At 47.3% G+C, this 769-nt stretch carries 2 protein-coding genes and 1 pseudogene; all 3 read left to right on the top strand.

Annotated features, from left to right (window positions below):
* Positions 1-94 (top strand): annotated as a pseudogene (gene rpsN, locus B3180_RS04900) (30S ribosomal protein S14); the annotation flags it as partial.
* Between the two features lie 26 nt (positions 95-120).
* Positions 121-513 (top strand): 30S ribosomal protein S8, encoded by a 393-nt coding sequence (gene rpsH, locus B3180_RS04895; protein ID WP_011235133.1) that lies wholly within the window; start codon positions 121-123, stop codon positions 511-513.
* 14 nt (positions 514-527) lie between these two features.
* A partial coding sequence (locus B3180_RS04890) for a 50S ribosomal protein L6 (protein ID WP_286843345.1) occupies positions 528-769 on the top strand: 242 nt, incomplete at its 3' end.

Genomic DNA, 769 nt, shown 5'->3' with positions numbered 1-769 from the left:
TGGTTTCCTTCGTAAATTCGGTATGAGCCGAATCAAGGTCCGTGAGATGGCGATGCGCGGTGAAATTCCTGGCTTGAAAAAAGCTAGCTGGTAAGCCACGAATCACGGGAGAAAGCAAATATGAGCATGCAAGATCCAATTGCGGATATGTTCACACGCATTCGCAACGCTCAAGGTGCTAACAAAGTAACGGTTAAAATGCCGTCTTCTAAGCAGAAAGTGGCGATTGCTCAAGTTCTGAAAGAAGAAGGTTTTATTACTGGTTACAGTGCCGAGAGTACTGTTAAACCTGAGCTTGAAGTCGAATTGAAATATTTCGAAGGCAAGCCAGTAATTGAAACAATCGAGCGCGTTAGTCGCCCCGGTCTGCGTATCTATAAGAAACGCAACGAGCTGCCTAACGTAATGGGTGGCCTTGGCATCGCAGTAGTTTCGACGTCTAAAGGCCTGATGACTGATCGTGCCGCTCGCCAAGCTGGTCTTGGTGGCGAAATTATCGGTTACGTAGCGTAATTAGGAGGTAGGAAATGTCACGTGTTGCTAAAGCACCCATTGAAATTCCTGCTGGCGTTGAAGTTACGCTAAATGGCCAGGAAGTCACGATTAAAGGTGCCCAGGGCTCACTGAGTCGTGTTGTAAACGATGCAGTTGAACTAGTGAAAGAAGACAGTGAGTTACGTACTAACGCCCGTGAAGGTGTTGCTAACTCAACTGCTCAAGCTGGTACGGCTCGTGCATTGTTGCAAAACATGGTGGTCGGAGTCACTAA

Source organism: Idiomarina sp. UBA4206 (genome assembly GCF_002383015.1).
Lineage (GTDB): Bacteria > Pseudomonadota > Gammaproteobacteria > Enterobacterales > Alteromonadaceae > Idiomarina > Idiomarina abyssalis.
The sequence above is the reverse complement of the archived record's forward strand: the minus strand, read 5'-3'. Positions and strand labels throughout refer to the sequence as shown.